This is a genomic window from Clostridium sp. UBA5988 (genome assembly GCF_002435615.1).
Taxonomy (GTDB): domain Bacteria; phylum Bacillota; class Clostridia; order Clostridiales; family Clostridiaceae; genus Clostridium_J; species Clostridium_J sulfidigenes.
In genome coordinates this window covers 1-15,799 of the sequence record NZ_DJBA01000011.1, presented here as the reverse complement: position 1 = coordinate 15,799, position 15,799 = coordinate 1, and the positions used below count along the sequence as shown (strand labels likewise).

Annotated in this window: 13 protein-coding genes, 2 tRNA genes and 1 pseudogene; 11 read left to right on the top strand and 5 right to left on the bottom strand. The window is 28.3% G+C overall.

Annotated features, from left to right (window positions below; translation table 11 throughout):
• Window positions 1–324: 324 nt before the first annotated feature.
• From B3J31_RS01350 to gltX, 7 genes are all read left to right on the top strand, one after another.
• Complete coding sequence (locus B3J31_RS01350) at window positions 325–1,461, top strand: alanine/ornithine racemase family PLP-dependent enzyme (RefSeq protein WP_346867286.1); 1,137 nt, start codon at window positions 325–327, stop codon at window positions 1,459–1,461.
• A gap of 127 nt (window positions 1,462–1,588) precedes the next feature.
• A tRNA-Lys gene (locus B3J31_RS01345) sits at window positions 1,589–1,664 on the top strand.
• Between the two features lie 222 nt (window positions 1,665–1,886).
• A tRNA-Lys gene (locus tag B3J31_RS01340) sits at window positions 1,887–1,962 on the top strand.
• 108 nt (window positions 1,963–2,070) lie between these two features.
• Window positions 2,071–2,895, top strand: a complete 825-nt coding sequence (nudC, locus tag B3J31_RS01335) for an NAD(+) diphosphatase (protein ID WP_150844252.1) — start codon at window positions 2,071–2,073, stop codon at window positions 2,893–2,895.
• A gap of 118 nt (window positions 2,896–3,013) precedes the next feature.
• Complete coding sequence (locus B3J31_RS01330; protein WP_035132938.1) at window positions 3,014–3,211, top strand: hypothetical protein; 198 nt, start codon at window positions 3,014–3,016, stop codon at window positions 3,209–3,211.
• A 278-nt stretch (window positions 3,212–3,489) separates the two neighbouring features.
• On the top strand, window positions 3,490–7,182 hold the full coding sequence (pglX, locus tag B3J31_RS01325; RefSeq protein WP_346867285.1) for a BREX-1 system adenine-specific DNA-methyltransferase PglX: 3,693 nt from the start codon (window positions 3,490–3,492) through the stop codon (window positions 7,180–7,182).
• A 226-nt stretch (window positions 7,183–7,408) separates the two neighbouring features.
• Complete coding sequence (gene gltX, locus B3J31_RS01320; RefSeq protein WP_150844250.1) at window positions 7,409–9,064, top strand: glutamate--tRNA ligase; 1,656 nt, start codon at window positions 7,409–7,411, stop codon at window positions 9,062–9,064.
• Window positions 9,065–9,097: 33 nt separating this feature from the next.
• Here gltX and B3J31_RS01315 read toward each other — a convergent pair whose 3' ends face one another.
• On the bottom strand, window positions 9,098–9,733 hold the full coding sequence (locus B3J31_RS01315; protein ID WP_150844249.1) for a DNA-3-methyladenine glycosylase: 636 nt from the start codon (window positions 9,731–9,733) through the stop codon (window positions 9,098–9,100).
• A 249-nt stretch (window positions 9,734–9,982) separates the two neighbouring features.
• Between B3J31_RS01315 and B3J31_RS01310 the strand changes: the two genes are divergently transcribed.
• Window positions 9,983–10,771 (top strand): SDR family oxidoreductase, encoded by a 789-nt coding sequence (locus B3J31_RS01310; RefSeq protein ID WP_346867284.1) that lies wholly within the window; start codon window positions 9,983–9,985, stop codon window positions 10,769–10,771.
• An 80-nt stretch (window positions 10,772–10,851) separates the two neighbouring features.
• Complete coding sequence (locus B3J31_RS01305) at window positions 10,852–12,405, top strand: methyl-accepting chemotaxis protein (RefSeq protein ID WP_346867283.1); 1,554 nt, start codon at window positions 10,852–10,854, stop codon at window positions 12,403–12,405.
• A 28-nt stretch (window positions 12,406–12,433) separates the two neighbouring features.
• On the opposite strand, the gene B3J31_RS01300 is transcribed toward B3J31_RS01305, so the two are convergent.
• Complete coding sequence (locus tag B3J31_RS01300) at window positions 12,434–12,679, bottom strand: TIGR03905 family TSCPD domain-containing protein (RefSeq protein WP_150844246.1); 246 nt, start codon at window positions 12,677–12,679, stop codon at window positions 12,434–12,436.
• A 127-nt stretch (window positions 12,680–12,806) separates the two neighbouring features.
• Window positions 12,807–13,526 (bottom strand): lysophospholipid acyltransferase family protein, encoded by a 720-nt coding sequence (locus tag B3J31_RS01295; protein ID WP_035132953.1) that lies wholly within the window; start codon window positions 13,524–13,526, stop codon window positions 12,807–12,809.
• Between the two features lie 187 nt (window positions 13,527–13,713).
• On the opposite strand from B3J31_RS01295, the gene B3J31_RS01290 reads away from it, so the two are divergent.
• Complete coding sequence (locus B3J31_RS01290) at window positions 13,714–13,887, top strand: hypothetical protein (protein WP_167403025.1); 174 nt, start codon at window positions 13,714–13,716, stop codon at window positions 13,885–13,887.
• A 53-nt stretch (window positions 13,888–13,940) separates the two neighbouring features.
• The gene (locus tag B3J31_RS01285) at window positions 13,941–14,573 is read left to right on the top strand and encodes an isochorismatase family protein (protein ID WP_150844245.1); all 633 of its coding nucleotides are present in this window, start codon (window positions 13,941–13,943) and stop codon (window positions 14,571–14,573) included.
• 33 nt (window positions 14,574–14,606) lie between these two features.
• On the opposite strand, the gene B3J31_RS01280 is transcribed toward B3J31_RS01285, so the two are convergent.
• Window positions 14,607–15,371, bottom strand: a complete 765-nt coding sequence (locus tag B3J31_RS01280; protein ID WP_167403024.1) for a prolyl oligopeptidase family serine peptidase — start codon at window positions 15,369–15,371, stop codon at window positions 14,607–14,609.
• 240 nt (window positions 15,372–15,611) lie between these two features.
• Window positions 15,612–15,785, bottom strand: a pseudogene (locus tag B3J31_RS01275) (YjiH family protein); the annotation flags it as partial.
• Window positions 15,786–15,799 lie beyond the last annotated feature (14 nt).

Below are 15,799 nucleotides of genomic sequence, written 5' to 3'. Positions count from 1 at the left end.
CAGCTCTAATGCTCCCTTATTTTCCAAATTGGGAGTATTAGAGCTTCTGCGTCCCTGGATAACGATTTCTAAGATTCATAGAACCTAAGAACTATGTTAATAACCATTAAGAAATCGAATAAATTTGAAATTATATTTGTTTTTAAATTACTCATAGCATAATTATATGGTTGTGTTATGAGTGGTTTTTGGTTGGGTTTATTTTAATTAATATGGATGGAGAAGTATTGAGTGAATTTTCTTATAATAAAAACAAGATAGCAGCTGTTAAATAAAACTAATTTAAATTAGGTATCTTTATATTAGGGGACTGGAGAGGATACTATGTTAGAAAACACTTTGATTAATGATATCCATATAAAGGAGACAGAGGAGCTGGAAGAATTTCCTCTATTAGAGATAAATTTAAAAAAGGTATATGATAATACTAAATATGTAGTGGATTTATGTAAGAATCAAGGAATTTCTGTAGCAGGAGTAGTTAAAGTTGTACATGCTATGCCACAGATTGTTTCAGAGATGGATAAGGCGGGATGTGAGTATCTTGCTACATCTAGAATAAATCAAGTTATAGAGATGAAAAAACAAGGTGTAAAAAAACCTATTATGCTTATTAGAATACCTATGCATAATGAAATAAAACAATTAGTAGAATATGTGGATATAAGTTTAAATTCTGAAATTGAAACTTTAGAGAAAATAAATGAAGAGTGTAAATATAAAAACAAGAATCATAAAGTTATTTTAATGATGGACTTAGGCGATTTAAGGGAAGGCATTGTAGATGAAAAAGAGTTCATAAACTTAGCGTTATATGTAGAGAAAGAATTAACTAATGTAAAGCTTTATGGTATAGGGACGAATTTAGGATGCTATGGTTCTGTAAAACCAACAGAAGAGAATTTAGGTAGATTATGTGATGTAGCAGAAAAAATTGAAGCCTTAATTGGAAGAGAATTGGATGTGGTTTCAGGAGGAGCTACTTCGTCATTAACCTTAATTTGGGATGGAAAAATACCAAGTAAAATTAATAATTTAAGAATTGGTGAAGGAATATTAGTTGCTAAGGATTTAGATGATTTTTGGGAGTATGATATGTCCATGTTACATCAAGATGCATTTGTTCTAAAAGCTCAGATAGTGGAAGTTAAAAATAAGCCATCTCATCCAATTGGTGAAATATTTATAGATGCATTTGGGAATAAGCCCACCTATAACGATAGAGGTGAAAGAAGACGTGCATTATTGGCAATAGGTAAACAGGATTTTGTTTCTGTGGATACTTTAATACCTATAGATAAAAATATAGAGGTAATTGGTGCTAGTAGTGATCATTTAATTATAGATATAGAAGACTGTAAAACCAATTATAAAGTTGGTGATGTTATAGAATTTAATATATATTATCCTCACTTATTATATCTAAGTGGATCAAGGGATGTAAATAAGAAATTTATATAATGAAGATAAAGGATGTTTAAATACAATATAGGTATATACAATAGATATTTTGAAATCTATTGTATATACCTATAATTATTTACAAAATTAAATAATCTTAATATAATAATATTTGTGACAAGGACATGTGCCATTAGCTCAGTTGGCAGAGCACCTGACTCTTAATCAGGGGGTCCAGGGTTCGAACCCCTGATGGCGCACCAAGGGAAACAATACTGTAGAGTGTTATTTCTTATTTAATAAAAATTTTTTTGAAAAAAGTAACTCATAAAATAATTAATACGATTAAATTAATCTATTTAAGTATAAACTGCATTGGTTTATATTTTTTTACATTAAATGATAAATATTTATTTAATGTATTTTAATAAAATACTTTACAAAACTTACAGTGAGTTGTATAATAATATTTGTGACAAGGACATGTGCCATTAGCTCAGCTGGCAGAGCACTTGACTCTTAATCAAGGGGTCCAGGGTTCGAACCCCTGATGGCGCACCATACCTCGTAGTACTAATAAGTATTACGAGGTTTTTTATATTTTAAACTAAAAAATAGTATAGACTTAATTAATAAAATATATTAAGGTTAATATAGATTTTATATAAAATGAAAGAAGGAAAAATAATGAATCATTTATCAATAGAAAAAACTAATGCTCCTATTTGGTTTATATTTAGACAAAATGAATTGTTAGTAGAAGAAAAAGAAGATAAAATTTTTATACCAAGCTTTAAAGATTTAGAATCAGTTAATATTAATCCGGTAAGAGTTCAAGATCTAGGAATTAGAAGCTGTGGTAAGTGTTACTCTGTAGAGGTATCAAAAGAGTATACAGAACCTTTGGGTATGAAGTTTATAACCTTAAGAAACTTATATGGACAAGTTCCAGATGAAATATATATAGAAGCGGGACGTGCTATTCAAATTATGAATTGGGATAGAACCCATCAATATTGTGGTGTTTGTGGTAATAGTACTAATACTATACTAAATGAATATGGGAAAATATGTCCACAGTGTGGTTTTATAAGCTACCCTAGAATAAGTCCTGCTATAATAGTTGCTATAGTTAAGAATGGCAAATTGCTTCTTGCTAAAAATGCTAAGTCAAAACATAATTTTTATAGTGTTTTAGCAGGATTTTTGGAACCTGGTGAAACTTTAGAGGAATGTGTAGAGAGGGAAGTAATGGAGGAAGTAGGAATAGAAGTTAAAAATATAAAATATTTTGGTAATCAACCATGGCCATTTCCTAACTCTCTTATGGTGGGGTTCACAGCAGAATATGATAAGGGTGAAATAAAGGTTGATGGAGTTGAAATTGAAGAGGCAAACTGGTTTGAGGTAAATAATTTACCTAGTATTCCTGGAAGCATTAGTATTGCAAGAAAACTAATAGATTGGTTTAAGGATAATTATACTGAGATCTAGATTTTATAATTAAATTAACAATAGAATTTATAGGAAAAGTATATTGCGTTTTACAGTATACTAAAAAAACTTTAACACATAATAAACAATGAATATATGTGTTAAAGGAGGGATAAATATGGATCATGATTTATTAAGAGAACAACAATATGAGATTAAACAACGTGAAGAAGATAAAAGGAAATACAAAAAGGAGAACTATCTTCGTAATGGTAATAAATCTCAAGGTCAATACGCTCAAAGTAGTTTTAATACTACTATTGAAGAGCCTGGTACCAATGAAAGTGGTATAGTAGCAAAAAAAAACGGTTATTAGAATTAAAGATTTTATTTATAAAAGGGCTATTTCAAAGTAATCTAAATCTTAATTATGTTGAGTACTATCTGGTAATGGTATTAAAGTATAAACTCAACATTTCAGAGACTTTAGAAAATTATTTTGAGATAGCTCTTTAAGGTTTAATTATAAAATTTCAGAACTTGAAAAGAAAAATAATGTGCTAAGGAATTATATAAAAATTTCAATAAAAAAATCTTACTATGTTATAATAAAGCTATTGAAATTTTACATAGCAAATAAGGAGCAATTAAAGGATGAATAAGAATAAAGTTAAGGCTTTTGCCACTTGGGCAAGAAGTAATCTTATTGAAAAAATAAAAGATAGAGCGTATAAAATAGGTATTGAAGATAATAGAATTAGAGATATAGAAGTGGTTCAAAGTGGATTTAAAGTAGTGGGTGGAGAAGAAATATTTAATATTTCACCTAATCATAGAAAATCACTAATAAAGGAAATAGAATCAAAATCTTTAGATGAAGTTGTGGAAGAAGTGGCATATACTTGGTTTAACAGGTTTATTGCTTTAAGATATATGGAAGTAAATGATTATTTGCCCATTGGAATAAGAATTATATCTTCAGAGATACCAGGTAAAAGGGAACCAGATATTTTATTTAGGGTTGGTGAAGTTATAAGAGAGTTGAGACTAGATTCAAATTTAGTCTATAAATTGTTAGATAGTAGTAAAAATTCTGATAGAGAAAATCTATATAAATATATTTTAATAAGACAATGTAATGAATTAGGGAATATTATTCCTGGTTTATTTGAGAAAATAGAAGATTATACAGAATTATTATTTCCTGATAATTTGTTAGAAGAAGGTTCCATACTAAGGAAAATGTGCAGTGACATAGATGAAGAAGACTGGAAAGAGGAAGTAGAAATTATAGGGTGGATGTATCAGTATTATATATCTGAAAAGAAAGATAAGGTTTTTGATGATCTAAAGAAAAATGTAAAAATAACTAAAGAAAACATTCCAGCAGCTACTCAGTTATTTACTCCTAAGTGGATAGTAAAATACTTAGTAGAAAATTCATTAGGAACCACATGGATTCAAGGACATGAGGATGAAAATTTAAAGAATGAATTAAAATATTATTTAGAGGAAAGCATTCAGGATTTCGAAATAGATGACATTTTACATAATATTAAATTGGGTAGAAAAAATTTACATCCTGAGGATATAAAGGTTCTTGACCCATGTATGGGTTCGGGGCACATATTGTTATATGCCTTTGATGTGCTTTATAAAATTTACAAATCTTCAGCTTATCCAGAGCGAGAGATTTCAAGAAAAATTTTAGAAAATAATATATTTGGATTAGATATAGATTTAAGAGCTAGCCAAATTGGTACTTTCTGTCTTATTATGAAGGCTAGAGCATATAATAGAAGATTTTTTAGAGACGTTGAAAAAAATCCTTTGAAGCTTAATATAGTAGCTATAGAAGAAAGTAATGGTATTACTTATGAAATTATAGAATATTTCGCAAAGGAAGATGAGGAGCTAAGAGGTGATTTATCTTATTTGGTAAATACCTTTAAGGATGGTAAAGAGTTTGGATCAATATTAAGAGTTGAGAAGGTTAATTTTCAGAGGTTAAAAGTACGATTAGAAGAGATAAATGAAGAAAATAATTTAGTATTTAGTGATTATAGACAGATACTTTTGAATAAATTACCAAATCTCATTAATCAGGGAGAAATAATGAGTATCAAATATGAGGTTTGTATTACTAATCCACCCTATATGGGACTAAGGGGAGCTAATGATACCCTAGCTAAATATTTGACCAATCATTATCCTTTATCAAAGCATGATTTATTTTCTGTATATATGGAAGTGTGTAAGAGCTATCTGAAAAAGGATGGGATATATGCCATGGTAAATCAGCATTCATGGATGTTTTTAAGTAGTTTTTTAGAACTTAGAGGTAAGCTTTTAGAGGACAGCACATTTATTAGCATGATTCATTTAGGATCTAGAGTATTTGAAGATAATGTGGGGACCATAGTACAGAATGTTGCTTTTATAAATCAAAATAGTGAAATTCCTAAATATAAAACGAGAGTTGTAGACCTTACTAAAGAGGTAACAGCTTTAGAAAAGAAAGTAAAGATTAAGTCGGTTTGTAGTGGAATGGAGAGAGATGGGATTTATAATATATGGTTAAAAAAACTTATGACAATTCCAACAAAACCTTTTGCTTATTGGGTAAATGATAATGTATTAAATTTATTTTCTAATTTACACAAGTTTGAAAATATTGCAAAGCCTAGACAAGGAATGGCTACATCAGATAATAAACGGTTTTTAAGAGATTGGTATGAAGTTGATATAAATGAAATTAAATTTTCAGTTGCTGATAGAGATGAAGCTTTGTTAAGTAAGAAAAAATGGTTTCCATATAACAAAGGTGGAGAATACAGAAAGTGGTTTGGTAATAATAGATATGTGATTAATTGGAAAGATGATGGTAGTGAAGTAAAAGATTATGCAGCAAAGTTATATAAATCATATAGTAGAACTATAAAAAATGAGGAGTTTTATTTTAAAAGTGGTCTTACATACACTTTTATTTCTGAAAATATGGGAGTAAGGTATTCTCCTCAGGGGTTCATATTTGACGTTGCTGGATCTTCTATATTCTTTGATGATAAAGACCTAGAAAAGGTAGTACTAGCATTGTTATGCAGCAAAGTTGCTAATATGTTTTTAGATATAATGAATCCAACCTATAATATACAAGTAGGAGATTTGAAGAATATTCCAATACATGAAGATGTATTTAAAGAAGAAATAAAATCTATCATTGATGAAATTGTAGAAGAAAACATAGCCATTAGTGAAGGGGAATGGAATGACTTTGAGACATCATGGAACTTTAGAACTCATCCATTGATGAGAGGCTTAAGAGAAAAAAAAGTTAAGAATGTAACCATAGAATCTAGATTTAAACTTTGGGAAAAAGAAAATATGAAAATTATTGAGAAACTTAAAAATAATGAAGAGAAATTAAATAAAATTTTCATAGATGTTTATGGTTTAAATGAAGAATTATCCCCGGATGTATCCTATAAAGATATAACACTAAGGAGAATTGAGGTAGAAAGAGAAGTTAAATCTTTAATATCTTTTGCAGTGGGATGTATTATGGGTAGATATTCAATAGATGTTGATGGGTTAGTGTATGGAGGTGGAAACTTCCAAGATAAATGGGATTTTAAAAATCATAGAGTTAAAAAAGTAGAAATAGATTCCACTGGAAAAGTAAATGATGATAGATGGGTTAATTCAAGGTTTATGCCTAAATTTGATAATATAATGCCTATAACAGAAGAAAAGTATTTTTCAGAAGACTTAATGACCAAGTTCATTGAATTTTTAAAAGCAGTTTATGGAAATGAAGTATTGGAAGAGAATCTTAACTTTATAGCCAATATTTTAGGCAAAAAAGATAGTGAAACTTCAAGGCAAAGCATTAGAAGATACTTCTTTAAGGAATTCTATAAGGATCATATAAAAGCTTATGGAAAGAAACCTATATATTGGTTATTTGATTCAGGTAAGAATGATGGATTTAAAGCATTGGTATATGCTCATAGATATGATGGCTTAACTGTAGCTTTATTGAGGACAGAATATGTTCATCTTATGCAACGAAAATATGAAGGTGAATTGAGTACATTGGAACTAATAAAAGATTCACAGGAATATAGTGCTAAGGAAAGAGCAATAGCTAGGAAAAAAAGTGAAAAGTTAAAAAGGAAAATAGAAGAACTCATTGAATATGATGAAATAGTTGCGTATATGGCTAATGAAAAAAAATCCATTAACTTAGATGAAGGAATTAAAGAAAATTATGAAAAATTCCAAGGTATCAAAATTATGAAAACAAATGGAAAAGAAACTAAGATGAATCTTTTATATAAAATCTAAGGAGTTTATATTAAAACATATAGGGGTACAATTATACTTTATTTTATGGTAATATTTAAAATGGATTAATATTTAATAGAGTTTTATATAAGGTAAACTTTAAATAAGATTACTATATATCTCATATTATGTAAAATGCTAAATTATATTATTAAGTTGTATTATATAAAATGGATTAAGCTAAAGTGTGAGGTAATTAATAAATATATAAGGTAAGGTGAGTAAAATGAATTATGAAATATTAGCAAATACAATTTTCCCTAACATTGATAAGGAGCCTGAGTATTATATTTCAAAGTATCCCAAGAGAAACCTTAAAGAAGGTGCCAAGGTTACTAGATATGCTCCAAGTCCAACAGGGTTTCAACATATAGGAGGAGTATTTTCTGCATTAATAGATGAAAGAATAGCTACTCAAAGCGAAGGAGTTTTTTGTTTAAGAATCGAAGATACGGATCAAAAAAGGGAAGTGGCTGGTGCTATAGAAGATACTATAAATACCATGCATAAGTTTGGGTTAGATTTTACAGAAGGTATGACAGGGGATAATACATCTAAAGGTGAGTACGGTCCTTATAGACAAAGCCAAAGAGAAGAGATATATAAAACTTTTGCCAGAGATTTAATTAAAAAGGGTCTTGCTTATCCATGTTTTTGTACATCAGAAGATTTAGAACAACTGAGAGAAAAACAAATTAGTGAAAAATTAACTCCAGGATATTATGGAGAATATGCAATCTGTAGAAATTTATCTCCAGAAGAAGCTTTAAAAAGAATAGGTGAAGGTGAAAAATATATTATAAGATTAAAATCCCCAGGTAATCCAGATAACAGAGTTGAGTTTCACGATCTAGTTAAAGGTGATATTTCTTTCCCAGAAAGCAATCAAGATATAGTTATAATTAAATCTGATGGACTTCCAACCTATCATTTTGCTCATGCTATTGATGATGCGCTAATGGGAACTACTACTGTAATTAGGGGAGAAGAATGGTTATCATCCCTTCCAATTCATATTCAACTCTTTGATATTCTTGGATTTGATAGACCTGAATATGCACATACTCCTACAATAATGAAGTTAGATGGAGATTCTAAAAGAAAGTTATCTAAGAGAAAAGATCCCGAAAGTGCAGTAAGTTATTATGATGAAGAAGGATATCCTATGATATCTGTTATAGAATATTTACTTAATATAATAAATTCTACTTTTGAACAGTGGAGAGAAGAAAATCCATCATCTGATTATCATGAATTTAGAGTATATCTAGATAAGATGAGTAAAAGTGGTGCTTTATTTGATATTGTAAAATTAAGTGACGTAAGTAAAAATGTAATTTGCAAGTTAAAGGCTGATGTGGTATATGACTACTATATAAATTGGGCTAAGAATTATGATAAGGAAATGTATGACATAGTAACTAACAATGAATTAATGTGTAAAGAAATATTCAATATTGATAAAGAAGGACCAAAACCTAGAAAGGATTTTGCTAAATGGAATGATGTTAAGGAAAAAATATTCTTCTTTTTTGATGAATTATTCAACAGTACTTCAGAAGAAATAGAATTTCCTAAGAATATAGATTTAGCAGAAGCTAAAAGGGTAATAGAAGCTTATGCTAAGGCATATAATTTTAATACTGATAAGGATACTTGGTTTGAAGAGTTAAAAGTAGTAGCTGTAGAATTAGGGTACGCTACAGACAGAAAAGCCTTTAAGAAAAATCCTGAAAATTACAAAGGGATGGTTTCAGATGTAGCTGGATGTGTAAGAACGGCATTAACTTATAGAAATAATACACCAGACCTTTATACTATTATGCAAATAATGGGAGAAGAAAGAGTTAGAAATAGATTTGATAAATTTTTAAAACTATAATTAGAAATATAGATAAAAATCATCTCTGTAATTTTATAGAGATGATTTTTTATCTATAACTGAAACATACTTATTACCTTCAATATAGTACCTCCAAAGAAAATCTTTTGCCTCTTCAGCGTAATCAATGCCAATCCTTTTAGAATACACAATTTTGAAGTCTTTAAAATCGTCTGCATATAAGGATAACTCCTCACTTAATATAGAATGGGTATTTAAAGATTTGTCTATGTTAAAGGCTATACATAGTTTTCCAGGACCGGAAGTGAGATTTAATATTTCTCGGGGCTTAAGCTTAGTAAAAGGTTTATTAAATCTGTTTTCACTCATAACTTCAATACCTTCTATTGGTTCAATGGCACGAATTAAGACTCCTTGAGGATCGCCTTCACAACCGGTTACTATATTCATGCAGTTATACATTCCATATATTTTATATACGTAGGCTATACCAGCACTTTTAAATAAAGGTTCCGTTCTAGTGGTTTTCTTATAGTTATAGGCATGAGAAGCTTTATCAATTTTTCCCACATAAGCCTCAGTTTCTACAATTCTACCAGTGAGCTTATATTCCATATAATTCCTTACTATTATTTTACCTAAGAGGTCCTCAGCAACTTTTCTTGCATCCCTACGAAAAAAATCAAGGGAAAGGTTTTCAAATTTCATAAATATCCTCCATACTTATTTTACAAATGTAATATTTAATCTTTTATACTATATAGTGTAGGTTAAAATTGCTTAGATTATTTATAATATATCTATATAAAGATAAAATATCTAGTAATTTTCAATTAATTGAATTAAAATTTGAATTAAAATTTGAATTAATAATTTAAATCTGTATTATATATATGAAAAAATAAATATTAACTATTTTATAATAATATAGTTTGAATTTTCAAGGAGGAATTATATATGAAAATTAAAAGAAAAACAGCATTAATTACTGGAGCTTCGTCTGGAATTGGATATGAGCTTAGTAAAATCTTTGCCCAAAATGGCTATAATTTAATTTTAGTTGCGAGAAGAATTGAAGTTTTAAAAAGAATTAAAGAGGAGCTATCAAAGATTTATGGAATAGAAGTTGTTATAATTGAGAGGGACTTATCTAAATCGCATAGTGGAAATGAGATTTTTAATGAAATTATAAATTTAGATTTAAGGATAGATGTACTAATAAATAATGCTGGTGTAGGTTATTGTGGTCTATTTCATGAAATTAATATGGAAAGTCATGGTTTAGTAATACAAACTAATATGGTTGCTTTAACGGAGCTTACATATTTAATTTCTAATGAAATGATTAAAAATGGGGGTGGGAAAATCCTAAATGTGGCATCTACTGGTGCTTATCAACCAGGACCTTATACTGCAGTATATTATGCATCAAAAGCTTATGTATTATCTTTAACTGAAGCTTTATCAATCGAACTTAAAAAGTATAATATTCAGGTAAGTGGACTTTGTCCAGGAACTACAAAAACAGAATTTCATCAAAGAGCTGGCAAAAGAGAATTAAGAGGAGCAATGTCGCCTAAATTAGTAGCTGAAATAGGGTATAAAGAATTTATGAAAGGAAAAAGAATAATTATACCTGGGATTAAAAATAAAATTGCTATAGGAATATCTAGGGTTTTACCTAGAAAAATATTGGGAAAAACCGTTGGGTATATCCAAAATTCGGTTATTCTACTTAATAAGTAATATTTTTGTAGGAAATGTATTGATAATAATGTATAATTATATATTATATGGCTTTAATTTCATATAGAGGGGGTAAAAATTTGAAAACACAAGATGTATTTTGGGGTATAATAGGAGTTTTTATTGTGGCTTTAATCATAGTTTCTATATTTAATATAAGAATTAGAAGTTCAATAAGAAGGCTAACTAATGAAATGGAGAAAATTGCTCAAGGTGATTTAACAAAGAAACTAAAAGCAAACAAAATTAAAATAATAAAAGAACTAATTGTTTATTCCAATGACTTTATGATAAAGGTTAGAAGGCTTATAGGAAAATCTACAGAAATTAGTGATAGGATACTTATAAACTGTGATGTCTTAAATGAAGATATGAAAAATATGGAGTTACATGTAGTTGAAAATGTAGAATCTATAACCACCATATCAGATGATATGAATAATCAGGTTGATAAAGTTGTATCTGTTAGAAGTGATATAGAAAGTATTGTTTTAAATCATGGAACTATGGTTAGAAATTCTCATAACGTAGAAAAAACAGCTATGTCAATGATGGAATCTGTAAGTGAAAGCAAGAGTGAGTTTGATAAACTTATTAATAAGATGGAAAAATCACTATGTTTGGAAAAGGAACTCTCTCTTAGGATAAAAGCCTTAGAAATTGGTGCACAAAAAATTCAAGATATATCTGATACTGTAAAAGAAATAAGTGGTACTACCAATTTATTATCTTTAAATGCATCCATAGAAGCTGCAAGAGCAGGAGAAGCTGGAAGAGGTTTTTCTGTAGTGGCTGAGGAAATAAGAAAATTGGCAGAAATGTCATCTGTACAAGCAGATGAAATTCAAAAGATAACAGATAATGTTCAAAAAGATATATATGAATTTGGATCTATAATGGAAGAAGACTTATCAGTTATAAAAGAATCTATTTCATACGCTAAGAAAAATAGTGAAAATTTTCAATCTATATCTAGTTCTAGTATGAATACATTAAACTCTATACAAGAAATAAATAAAGCTATTGAGGAACAAAATGTAAATTTAAGGAATATAGAGCTATCTATAAATAGTATTTCTAATTTTGTTTCTAAAACTACAATTCATGTACAAAATACAGCAGAAAGTTCTAAAGCTCAACTTAATGTAGTAAAGCGTGTTTCTGATAATATCAAAGAAGTTGTAAATATGAATAAAGATATGAAGCTTATAATATCATCCTTTGCACAAAATTATATTTTAGATGAAGATACTGAAAAATATATAAATAATGCTAAAAATATTTTGAATAGTGTTGCAAAAGAAGGCGCAATAATATCTTTAGAAGAAACTAAGTGTAATAAAACATTAAAAGAATATGTGAAAAAATATCCGTTCTTTTATCTACTATCAGTTATGGATATAAATGGAGATACTAAAGGGATAACCCTTGAGGGAAGCAGGGAAGAGTTATATTGTAATTATTCTCATAGACCATACTTTAAAGAATCCATTAAAGGATTAGTATATAAGTCAGAGCCCTATATATCTTCTGATACTGATGGATATTGTATAGCTCTTTCAGTACCTATAAAGAATAATAGTGGACAAGTGGTAGGTATTGTAATGGGAGATTTAGTATTAGAAAAGAATTAAAATGAAGCTATCTNNAGATAGCTTCATTTTAATTCTTAGTTTTATAGACTTCTAAAGCTCTTGCTAATTGATCTGGACAGGAGGTATCTTTTGAACCGCACTGGATTCCTTTTAGCCTTGATATAACTTCATTAATATCCATGCCTTCTACTAAACTAGAAATACCTAGTAGATTACCGTCGCAACCGCCTATAAAACTTACACTTTTTATTTTATTTTCAACTACGTCAAAGTTAATTTCTTTTGAGCAAACTCCTAAAGTAACATATTTCATTTATTATTTCCTCCTATGCAAACTTACATACTATTTGATAATACTGTAATAAGGTTAATATTTCAATATTATCAAATGATTATTTTAAAATTAAATAGATGATTTTGAAATAATTAAGAATGTCTAACTAATTATGAAGTTTACTAGCTATTATTTCTTTAACCACAGTAGGAAGTTTTTCTTGTTCTTCTTTAGATAAATTTTTAGTTTCAATAGGAGGATGAATAAATAACTCTACATTAGCAGCCTTAATTCTATTGTTATTAGCTTCCATAAGTTTATAGGAACCATTTATAGTTATAGGTACAATAGGTGCATTAGATTTAGTTGCTAGTTTAAAGCTACCAGCTTTAAATTCACCTAGAGGACCACCCTTACTTCTAGTACCTTCTGGGAATATAACTAGTGAATGACCAGCTTTAATTATTTTTACCCCTTCAATTATAGCAGCAGCAGATTTTCTAAGATTACTTCTATCCATAAATACACAGTGAATATATTGCATCCAGGTTCTAACTATAGGTATTTTTAAAGTTTCAACTTTAGCAATAAAACCTTTTGGTTTATTAATATAACTCATTAATAGTGGAATATCAAAATTGCCTTGATGATTACTAATAAATACTACAGGAATATTAGATGGAATATTATCTTCACCATAAACAGATACTGTTGCTCCGCTATATTTAAGCTGCGACATAGCCCACTTTGAGGTTACTTTATGTATATAAGCTTCCATTTCTTCAGTTTTTCCTTGTTTCTCTAAAGAATTAACTTTATACATTGGTCCAATTTTGGTCAAAAGACTAATGGCAAAATGACCAAACCAAATAATTGTTTTAAACATAATAAATCCTCCATTATAATAATGTATATTAGTAATTATATTACAGAGTGTTAATTTAATAAAGAATAAAAAATCTCATATTAAGGTAATTGTAAAGTTTTAGTTTATTATTCAGTAAAAGTTTAAACAATTTATATGAAGAAAGTGGTATAATCCAATATAAGATAATATAGAAAGGGTGATATCTATGACTTTAAAAGATATAGACATAAAAAATAAATTTAAAAATCTTGAATTAGAACAATTGGAAAAACATAATGAAAAATTATCTTCAGCATTAGTTGCTGGTGTAGTTATTGCTGCTATTGGAATTGGATACAAGGTAACTAAAACTATTATGAAGGTAAAAGGTAAAAAATAGTGTAACTTAGTGTCCATAAAATTTAAATTTAAAGTTTATAGGAAGTGAATAAAATGTATGAGGTATTAAAGGAGATGGAAAAAGCGTTAATGGATTTAGAATCTATTAATTTAAAGGATTTGAAAGGGGAAAATACAGCAATAATAGTAGTTGATATGGTTAGGGGTTTTTATGATGTAGGACCTTTGGCGTCTTCTAGGGTGAAGAATATAATAAGCCCTTTAGTGAAGCTAAATGATAAAACTACAGGTTATAAAAAAGTATTCTTTATAGATTGTCATGAAGAATGCTCTAGTGAGTTTAATGCATATCCACCTCACTGTATAGCAGATACAGTAGAATCAGAGTTAATAGAAGAACTAAAGGTTTATACAAAGAATAATAAAGTTATAAAGAAGAATAGTACTAATGGATTTCATACTAAAGAATTTCAACAATGGCTTAAAGAAAATTCTAGCATTAATAACTTTATAGTTACAGGTGTTTGTACAGATATATGTGTAGAAACCTTAGCTATATCCTTAATAACCTACTTCAATGAAATTAATGAAGAAAAAAATATAATAGTTCCTATGAACTTAGTAGAAACTTATGATTTAGGAATACATAATGGAGATTTGATGAATTTAATAAGTTTATACAAGATGAAAATAAATGGTATAAATATAGTTAAGTATATAGAATAATAAAAATGAGTGGAAAATTCCACTCATTTTTATTTACAAATAAGTATTAAACCATTGAAGAGCTTCAGAAACTATAGCCTCTGTTATATAATGGTTTAGTCTGTCGTAGGTTTTCATATCTACTAAATCTTTATTTTGATAGTGATCTTTTATTGCATTAAAGAAAGCAATCTCACTTTTAATTGGAACTAAAGCATCCTTATCCCCGTGAAGTAAAAGAAGAGGAGTATTATTAAAATTATTAATGTTATTTATAGGGCTATATGAAGATAGTTCATTTAAGCTTTTATCTATATAATCTTTATTATCTTTATACTGATCTCCAATTATTTCTAAAGTAGCTTCAACCCAAGCGCCAGAGCTATTCATAATTACTCCAGCCTTAATGCATTTATTATGAGCAATAATACCAGAAGTAATCATTCCTCCCATGGAATGACCAGAAACTCCAATTCTGAGTTCATCTATATTGTAGTTAGATTTAATATAATCAAGAATAAAACTGAATTCCTTTACAGAGGATAACACCGTTGGCCAAAACTTAGTTAGTCCACTTTCACCTTGCCAATAATCGATGGTTCCACGCTCACCATGATTTATTGAATCAGGTATAACTACCATATATCCATTGCAAGCTAAGAAACTGCCTAGGTTTTTATGAACATCTTTATTAGAACTCCATCCATGATAAAAGAATATTACAGGAAGTTTTTCAGTAAAATTTTTAGGATAGATTATAAGAGCAGATATATTATCTATATTTACTTTTTTTATACTGATTAAATTATTAATCCACATTGTCATGCCTCCTTTAAGATTCCCCAATTATAATAGAATTTATGTTATTCAATAAAAAAATTATTGTTTTTTATTTTACTTATAAGATATATTATACATAAATTATTAAAATTTTAAAAGATAATTACCATTACTATTGAATAGGCAATATCAAAAACTAAAGAAAACAGACCATATTGAATTAATAAAATATGATCTGCTTATCTTTAAAATAAATATAACTAAATATTATAAATTATTTTAGAATATGAAGTGAGCAATAATTGAAATTATAGGAAGAGTTATTAAAGTTCTTTCTATAAATATTATGAACAATTCTTTTATATTAACAGGTATTTTAGAACCTAGTAATAAAGCGCCCACTTCGGAAAGATATATAAGCTGAGTTATAGAAGTTGCAGCTATAATAAACCTGAATTATTCATAGA